This is a genomic window from Paenibacillus sp. BJ-4 (genome assembly GCF_020404765.1).
GTDB lineage: Bacteria > Bacillota > Bacilli > Paenibacillales > Paenibacillaceae > Paenibacillus.
The window spans coordinates 1-211 of the sequence record NZ_JAIVEM010000047.1 but is presented as its reverse complement, the minus strand read 5'-3'; the positions used below and the strand labels follow the sequence as shown (position 1 = coordinate 211).

The 211-nt window shown below is 52.1% G+C and carries 1 rRNA gene; it reads left to right on the top strand.

Annotation, left to right across the window (positions count from 1 at the left end):
- Positions 1 to 211, top strand: a 23S ribosomal RNA gene (locus tag LCF57_RS09830); the annotation flags it as partial.

Below are 211 nucleotides of genomic sequence, written 5' to 3'. Positions count from 1 at the left end.
TTCAAAACTTGTTCCCTCCGAGACGGATCCCGAGTAGTGCGGGGCACGTGAAACCCCGTATGAATCCGGCAGGACCATCTGCCAAGGCTAAATACTCCCTGGCGATCGATAGTGAAGCAGTACCGTGAGGGAAAGGTGAAAAGCACCCCGGAAGGGGAGTGAAATAGATCCTGAAACCGTGTGCTTACAAGAAGTCAGAGCCCTATTTATG